The sequence below is a fragment of the Pararhizobium sp. P1_E7 genome (assembly GCF_056405855.1).
This window is the reverse complement of the sequence record NZ_JBFUBH010000111.1, coordinates 1-7189: the sequence shown is the minus strand read 5'-3', so window position 1 is coordinate 7189 and position 7189 is coordinate 1. Positions and strand designations below refer to the sequence as shown.

Below are 7189 nucleotides of genomic sequence, written 5' to 3'. Positions count from 1 at the left end.
CCCTGCTTGAAGTTGAGCTTGGGGTTGTATCTGTACACCGGCATTCTCGCGACGCCCTTGACCTTGTGTTGGCCTGATGGCGCCGGATTGTCTTCACTTCCGATCGTCGCGGGGTACACCGCAAGCAATGATCCGTCCTCGGCGTAGGTCAGCACCTGCCCTGCCTTCTTGTTGACCTCGATCCTTTTCGCCTTTCCGTCCCTTGGAGAACCAGGGTTTACGACCCACACCGTATCGCCAGGGGCGAACTGCGAGACTGGATTGAGCGCTTTGACGAGATCAATGTCCATGTGGAACCGCTCGGATAGCTTCTCCGCAACGCTCGTATATCCGAGGCTCTCCATCTTTGCCTTCTCGCCGTAGTCTTCAGGAATCCTGTCAACGAGCCCCGCGGCATCCTCTGTTGAGACAACGTAGCTCGCAACGATGGGGGCATGGTCTTCCAGGCGGGCGACGACGTCATGATCCAGCTTCCCATCGACTGGAAGACTGTTCATGGCCTCAAAGCCAGCCACAGCCTTGTTGAAGTTTTCCCCATACAAGCCGTCGATCACGCCTGGAGACGAACCCGCACGGTCGAGCAGGACCTGAAGACGGACGATCGCAGGGTCGGGATCTGCAGCCGCGGGCGCCGCTGTCGCCATGGAAGCAATCGAAGCGCCATTTGCTTCGGGAAGGGGTTCACGCGCGGTCGCACCGCCAACGGATATGGTCAGAGCGAGCAGCGACATAGGCAAAGCAGTTTTCATGGAGGACAAATGGCTGGCGCCGGAACTTGTTCCATCGTGCAACTCGCCCTCGCTTCAGCGCAATACACTTTGAACCTCGCTGAAGCCCCCCTCGCGGCGACCTCAAGTTTATGGTCGCGCGACAACCGGCCATTCCCGCAAGGTCTGTGTGCGTCACGCCCGACTCGCCCGAACGCTCAGCCACCGATCATGGGGCTTTCCGACGCACAGACGCACCTCGCTGACGATCCAGCCGGCGCCTGTGAGTTCGGACCGCAGGGCAGACTCGCGCCAGTACGTCTCGACGTAGCGCCGCGGCGCTGCAGCACTGCCGTGTGTGGACACATCCTCACCGTCGCCCTCTCTAACCGAGGCGTGCAGTCGGCCACCGGTCCGGGTCGCCTCGGCAAGCCGCCCAAGCACCGTGCCGAAATCCTCGCGCGCGACGTGAATCAGGCAGGCACAGGCCCAAATCCCGTCGTATGGCGTGCCGGGACGCTGCGGGTCGGCCAAGTCTTCGGTCAGCGGGTCCAACAGGTCGGCCTCGAAGCCACTCTCGCGAAGCAGTTCGACGAAACCCTTCGAAATGTCGGTGCGCCGGACGCTAATCCCCCGCTTCTCAAGTTCGAGTGCATCTCGCCCGCCACCGCTTCCGATCTCCAGTACCCTGCCCGAGCCACCCAGCTCGGTCACGAACACATCGATCTCTGTCGCGACCCATTCGGGCATCGCCGCGGCCTCGGCAGCGTACTCCGCCGCGACCATATCATAGGACCGCACGGTGTTCCGGTCGGTGCTCATTCTAGCACTCCTCCTTCAAGACAAGAGGCTCGATGAGCGAGAGGCCCATCAGCCCGTTGCGCCTTTCACACTTCGGCAGTTGGTGATATCGCGGGCGACTTTCTTCCCAGCTTTAGCAGAAATGCGATCAGAGACACCACCGACCGATTGCCAATGCCGCCGGGCGGCAATGCGCGCTCAAAGCGGAAATGATTTCCGCTTATAGCTCCAACTTGTCGTTTGGGTGGTGGGATTGCAAAATGCCTCTTCCCAGCAGACATTTCCGTACCTAAAGCCGTTTTCATAAACAGCCTGGCAAAGGCGACATGGCCACTGCTCGTTCTCACGGCTGTGCTGCAGGTTTATTTTGGTCTGTCGGTCGTGGCATACCCGTTCATGGGTGTGCCGACCCCTGCCTCCAGGCTCGGTGGATGGACCGCGGCCACGATGGGCGGGCTCCAGGCGGTTGCCGCCGTCGTTGCTTTCATGCTGGCCGTTCGGCGCGATCTTCGCGGCACTACCCTTGCAGTAGCCGGCAGCATCATGCTGGGCTGGCTTTCGACACTGCCGTCCGTGTTTGAGCAGGGACTCTACGGCGACAGCAAACTGACCCCGGTCTACTTCGGCGCACCGCCCATCGTCGCAATCGCTGCGGCCACGCTTGCATGGCGCAACGTCTATCCGATCGCGGCCGCCCTCATCGTAAGCGCTATGACGTTTGTCGCCATTTTTTTCGTCATCGCTTTCGCACTCGTCATCGCGATGTACGGCTTCTAATTTCCTGACTCAGGTTCCAAGTTCAGGGTCGGTCACAAATGTCGGCTTCAAGCCATGGTGGTCGACACCCCAGCGCATTGACACATACGACTGCCATGGCAAGGGGCAACACAAATGTCATGTCGAGCAGGCAGAGCGATCACGCCTGGGCATAGTCTCTTTCGTCCGAAATGCCGCTGGGGCGAGCATCGAGGCGATGTGTCTGGGCAGCTCCGACGGATCTTCCCAATGGGGCTTCACCCATTGCCCGCGCAATGCGCCTCCAGCAGAACGGGAGGAAACATGATAGGATCGCGAGCGCGCTTTCCCTATTGATGGAGACCGTGATGGACTTGCGTCGGCGACTGATGGACCTGTGCGATGCCTTCAACGCACATGATCTCGATCTGATCATGACCTACTTCGCTGAAGACTGCATATTGGAGATGCCACGCGGACACGATCCATGGGGGTCTCGCTTCGAAGGCAAGACCAAAGTGCGAGAGGCTCTGGCGTCGCGCTTTCAGGGCCTGCCTGACGTTGTCTACAACAACGCTGAACACTTCGTTGATGAAGCATCCGGAACTGGGATATCGAGATGGTTCCTCATGGGTACATCGGTCGACGGGAGAAAGACGGAAGTCCAGGGTTGCGATCTTTATACGTTTCGGAATGGCAAGGTGATCCGCAAAGATTCCTATTGGAAGATCGTCGAGTAGCAACAAGGCCAGATGTGGACGCTCTTGAAGTGCCTCAGCTTTGAGCCGTCGGTCAGCGGTCTACGCCTCGATTGCTCGCCTTGAAGGGGTCAGAACCAACGACCCTCCTATTGCAAAACCCTCGGTAATGCCGAAATGACTGATTGGGGGCCGTGAACGGAACGGCTGCTCTCCGCATATGCATCCCGAAAGCAGACCTTCCGCTTCCGTGAAGAGTTTTGGGGGCTCGGTAGTAGGCGTCGCAACGACCGCTTCTGTGGCGCAGTCGAGGCGACGCGCGCATCAGCCCCTCATTGTCCCCGCCCACCGGTCTGAGGAATGGAAGGTCGGGAACTTTGATGTGCCCCCGGTCGGCACGCCATCCCGAGAGGCGCGGCATTGCACGCCCTAGCAATCGCGCCATCCAATCCCCATATTACCTTTGATGGCACGCCGCCCTGTACGAGCCCGTGCCCCAAATTCAGGAGACATTGATGGACCACCAACCAAAGCCGACAACGGCTTCAAAAGACGTGATCACGTTCGCGAAAAAGCATCGCATCGAAATCGAGGATGCCCAGAATATCCTCGCGCAGTATGGTGACGATCGCAAAAACGCGGACAAAGCGGCTCGTCGGATAGCCGCTTGATTGGCGATTGCAGCGGCCAAGGAACATAATGCCATCTTCGCGGTGTACATTGCGTCGCCCCCTGCGACAGCCGGTCTTATCACTGGCGAGCAGGCAGGCGCAGCCCCCGCGCTTGGCTGCTTTTGTAGGGCTGGTGGGGAATAGTTTATCGGGGTTGCCGCGCTGCATCTAAAAGTTGCTAATTGGCGTCAACACCCCACCCCATCGGCGATTGATAGCGTTTTGGGACCGCGCTGGGATGCAGCAATATTCGCGACCACTAAAGAGATCGATTTCCGTGTAGGCGTCCTTTGCGGGTCTGATACAATTCAGGAATGACCGAGGTTGAGTATCAATCCGACCTCGACTATCTCAATCTAATGACGCCGAAGAAGAAAAGCCAAAAATCAGACCGCAGTAAACCAAAGCCACTCCTACAGCAGCTCGCGGCAAACCCGGCAAAACTGTTTTCAGGCTCGTTTCGTCAACAGTACGGAGCTCTATGTTTCCGTTACAAAGACCAGGGGCCAGAGTTTGAAGTGCTGCTCGTGACCTCGCGTGATAGTCAACGATGGATCATCCCGAAAGGCTGGCCGATAAAAGGAAAAAAGCCTCATCAGGCTGTTGCAGTCGAAGCTTGGGAGGAAGCAGGTGTGCGCGGCCGAGGGCTAAAGTTCGCGACCGGCAGATACACCTATCTCAAGCTGCTCGACGACGGCGACGTTGCCCCGTGCATCGTCGACATCTTTGAGATCGAGGTTTCCAAAACCAGCGACAAATTCAAGGAGCGCGGCKAGCGACGACTGGACTGGCTGAGCCCAGATGAAGCTGCAAGACGTGTTCGGGAGGTGGAGCTGAAGTCATTTCTGGTCGAATTTAAACCGTCGAAACGAAGATAATCTACGCGTCAGCACGATCCCAAATTCCTCCAACCTGTTGGCTCGTCGGCACATCGAAGTCGGAAGCCGTGCAGGGTCATCGAACAACAAAAGCGGCAAATTTCGCAAATGCCGATTGGATCGCAACGTTGCCTGCGCCGCCAGGCTGCAAGAGTGCGAATTGATACCACAGCTAGAGGGTAGACAGCACGAGGCCATTTGCCAAGCAGACTGTCAGCTTATGGGCACTCGAGCGAATGATGTGGGCGACCGAAGTGCGGGCGCGAAACGGTCACTCGCAGCGACGCCGGCAGCTTCAAGCCAAAAGCCGACATGGTGGAATTCGCAGCAGACTTCCGCATAGATCGCGTTTTTCCTCAGGAGCGCAAAGATCGTCGGTTCACGCTTTGGCGWCCTAAGTCTCGCAATCCATCCAGTAGGGTCGCCCAATTAGCTCATAGCAAAAAAAAATTTCGCTAAGCCTACTCTTCGAAAACAAGTACCGGGCATAGTCGTCTCCTAAGGGCCTGAGACCGCCGCGTTTTGTCCAAGGCGGTCTCGTAACCCGTCCGGATGTCCAAAATCGTCTCATAGGCAAAAGCAGCCGGATCGCGGCGTCAACAAACGCTTCTTTCAAATCCCCCTCCGTAAGGCGTCGAATTCCGCCGGCGTGAAGGATTCGTTGTCGCTCTCGCCACCGGCAAAGAGGCTCGAATCCTTCACAGGAGGAGGACGGAAATGACGGTTTTAAAGGGATATTGGTGGAACCCGCTGACGTGGATCGGCGCAATCTGGGACGTATTCGCATCGGTCATCGGGGGCATCCTCCGGTTCTTCGGTATGGAGATGCCGACACCTAGGCCRCATCATGAGAACTTGACGACCGAGGATGTCGACGAGGCATATAAAGACGCGGCGTCGGCAGAGGCGATCGACGATTTCCGTCCGGAAGTCGACCGGCGCGTTCACGGATTTATTCGTTATGTCGAAAGCTCGTCAGAAGAGCGTGCAGCTTTCGACCTGTCCGATTTCGACACCGAGCTGCAGGACTTCTGTCTCGGTCTGTCGGAAGACGACATTGCCGAGCTGCGCCGCCGTGGCCCGGTCGGACAACTGCAGGCCGCGCTTATCGGAAGGATCCCGCCGCGCATGGAAATGCGAACGGCCCCGGACGTGGTGCCGAGGCCGTCGAAGGCAGAGCTTGTGAGAGAGCGGTTTCTACGGTCGGTTCGCGGGCTTCCGGAGGGCTGCGACACTTACGGATTTGACTACGCGCCGGGGCGGTGACGACACGGCCATTTCGGTCTCCACCAGTTCCTGAACATCTTGAATACGAAGGTACTCCGCGATCCACTCCGGCGTAATGCCTTTCGCCAGGAGACGAAGAGCGAACTGCCTTCGATACGGTGTCATTTGCCCGCGGAGCCTGTAATCGACGAAAGCGATGTCGGCAAGCATTTCGTCGGTGTCGAGATCATCCGGGCAGCACGTCTGCCGATCTCCTTCGTCATCCCGTCGACCTCGCGCCACAGTTCCCTGACGGCGGCCAGATCCGCCTCGACGGCGTCCGGTTCGATCCCGCCGGTCACACCAGTTCCTCGCTTTTGAACCGAAGTCGGCCCAACTTCAGGGCGCGGAAGTCGGAGCTAATCCGGTTATCCACAATCCTGTTGACGGAGAACGGAAAAGGAGCGGTAAAACAGATACTTACCCCTTGTGATCTAATGGTGACCTGCTGGGATAGCCGTGTTCGGATGCCAACCAAAAAAACAACGCAATATATTGATATCGTTAGATAAAAATGGTGGGTGATGTAACAGTCAATCTAAATAATCTATCTATCTGATTTAAATAAACGTGTTTAGCGAGGAATTTCGAAATACCCCCTGATCTACCCCCAAAAAGCATTTCAGGATCGAGCCGACTTCTTTTGCGCCGCTTTCAACGATCGCCTCGCTGGTACATCCCCGGACCCTTTTGCTTTTAATTCTTCTATCAACATGCGGCATGCTAGGACGGCAGCACTAGGTTGAACCGAGCGACCCACCGCCATCTCCGAAGGCGGCCTTGGCGCGGCGCATATCCGCAGAATTTCTTTCATGGCATTGATCGTCGTGAAATCTTTGCCAGCGATCCGCATCAGCACCAGACGGCCCCTCACCGCCTCTTTGCGCAATCCACTGGGCGTCATGCCACCTACCGGAAACATGATTGGGATGATGTCTGCGAGGCGGATTGGCAAGTCGGGGTCGATATCGTTGGTCATGGTCCATATTGCCTGATTCGGCTGCCGTCGCGACGGGTCGCCGACCATGAAAAAAAGCCCCGCTTTCGCGAGGCTTCGTTTGAATGGTGCGTGAAACGGTCATGGCTGGCGGCTATACCAGTCATCGACGTCGCGCTTTACGCGATCCTTTTCGATTCCGTAGCGCTCTTGAATCTTCCCTTCCAACTGATCACGCTTGCCCGCGATCTGATCGAGATCGTCGTCAGTAAGTTTGCCCCACTGCTCTTTGACGTTCCCTTTGAACTGCTTCCAATTACCTTCGACACGATTCCAGTCCATCTAGGCTCTCCTTTTGTTAGGTGGATGTGTGGAAGTGAAACGCGCCACAGAGGAATTGGTTCGGTCGAATCGTCAAAGGCTCGGCTTGGGATGGGATGGGCCTCCATGCCCCAGGATAGATCGCGGCTGGTACGGAACAAAGCCCTCCAGGCAC

The 7189-nt window shown here is 57.4% G+C and carries 10 protein-coding genes; 4 read left to right on the top strand and 6 right to left on the bottom strand.

What is annotated here, in order from left to right:
• Both AC1D17_RS27035 and AC1D17_RS27030 read right to left on the bottom strand, forming a co-directional pair.
• The coding region (locus AC1D17_RS27035; RefSeq protein WP_477568334.1) for a L,D-transpeptidase family protein at positions 1-758 on the bottom strand (758 nt) is incomplete at its 3' end.
• 144 nt (positions 759-902) lie between these two features.
• Positions 903-1529, bottom strand: a complete 627-nt coding sequence (locus tag AC1D17_RS27030) for a class I SAM-dependent methyltransferase (protein WP_477568332.1) — start codon at positions 1527-1529, stop codon at positions 903-905.
• A 375-nt stretch (positions 1530-1904) separates the two neighbouring features.
• On the opposite strand from AC1D17_RS27030, the gene AC1D17_RS27025 reads away from it, so the two are divergent.
• On the top strand, positions 1905-2285 hold the full coding sequence (locus tag AC1D17_RS27025; protein WP_477568331.1) for a hypothetical protein: 381 nt from the start codon (positions 1905-1907) through the stop codon (positions 2283-2285).
• A gap of 326 nt (positions 2286-2611) precedes the next feature.
• Positions 2612-2983, top strand: coding sequence for a nuclear transport factor 2 family protein (locus AC1D17_RS27020; protein WP_477568330.1), 372 nt, complete (start codon positions 2612-2614; stop codon positions 2981-2983).
• Positions 2984-3486: 503 nt separating this feature from the next.
• Here AC1D17_RS27020 and AC1D17_RS27015 read toward each other — a convergent pair.
• Complete coding sequence (locus AC1D17_RS27015; protein WP_477568329.1) at positions 3487-3780, bottom strand: hypothetical protein; 294 nt, start codon at positions 3778-3780, stop codon at positions 3487-3489.
• Between the two features lie 191 nt (positions 3781-3971).
• On the opposite strand from AC1D17_RS27015, the gene AC1D17_RS27010 reads away from it, so the two are divergent.
• Together AC1D17_RS27010 and AC1D17_RS27005 are read left to right on the top strand one after the other, a co-directional pair.
• Positions 3972-4490: an NUDIX hydrolase gene (locus AC1D17_RS27010; RefSeq protein WP_477568333.1), complete on the top strand. Its 519-nt coding sequence runs from the start codon at positions 3972-3974 to the stop codon at positions 4488-4490.
• A gap of 717 nt (positions 4491-5207) precedes the next feature.
• Positions 5208-5756, top strand: a complete 549-nt coding sequence (locus AC1D17_RS27005; RefSeq protein WP_477568328.1) for a hypothetical protein — start codon at positions 5208-5210, stop codon at positions 5754-5756.
• A 122-nt stretch (positions 5757-5878) separates the two neighbouring features.
• Here the strand turns inward: AC1D17_RS27005 and AC1D17_RS27000 are convergent, their stop codons facing one another.
• The 3 genes from AC1D17_RS27000 to AC1D17_RS26990 form a co-directional block, all read right to left on the bottom strand.
• Complete coding sequence (locus tag AC1D17_RS27000) at positions 5879-6058, bottom strand: hypothetical protein (RefSeq protein WP_477568327.1); 180 nt, start codon at positions 6056-6058, stop codon at positions 5879-5881.
• Positions 6059-6378: 320 nt separating this feature from the next.
• Positions 6379-6735 carry a hypothetical protein gene (locus AC1D17_RS26995; protein WP_477568326.1) on the bottom strand — a complete coding sequence of 119 codons (357 nt, stop codon included), beginning with the start codon at positions 6733-6735 and terminating at the stop codon, positions 6379-6381.
• Positions 6736-6834: 99 nt separating this feature from the next.
• Positions 6835-7035, bottom strand: coding sequence for a CsbD family protein (locus AC1D17_RS26990; protein ID WP_477568325.1), 201 nt, complete (start codon positions 7033-7035; stop codon positions 6835-6837).
• Positions 7036-7189: the final 154 nt, after the last annotated feature.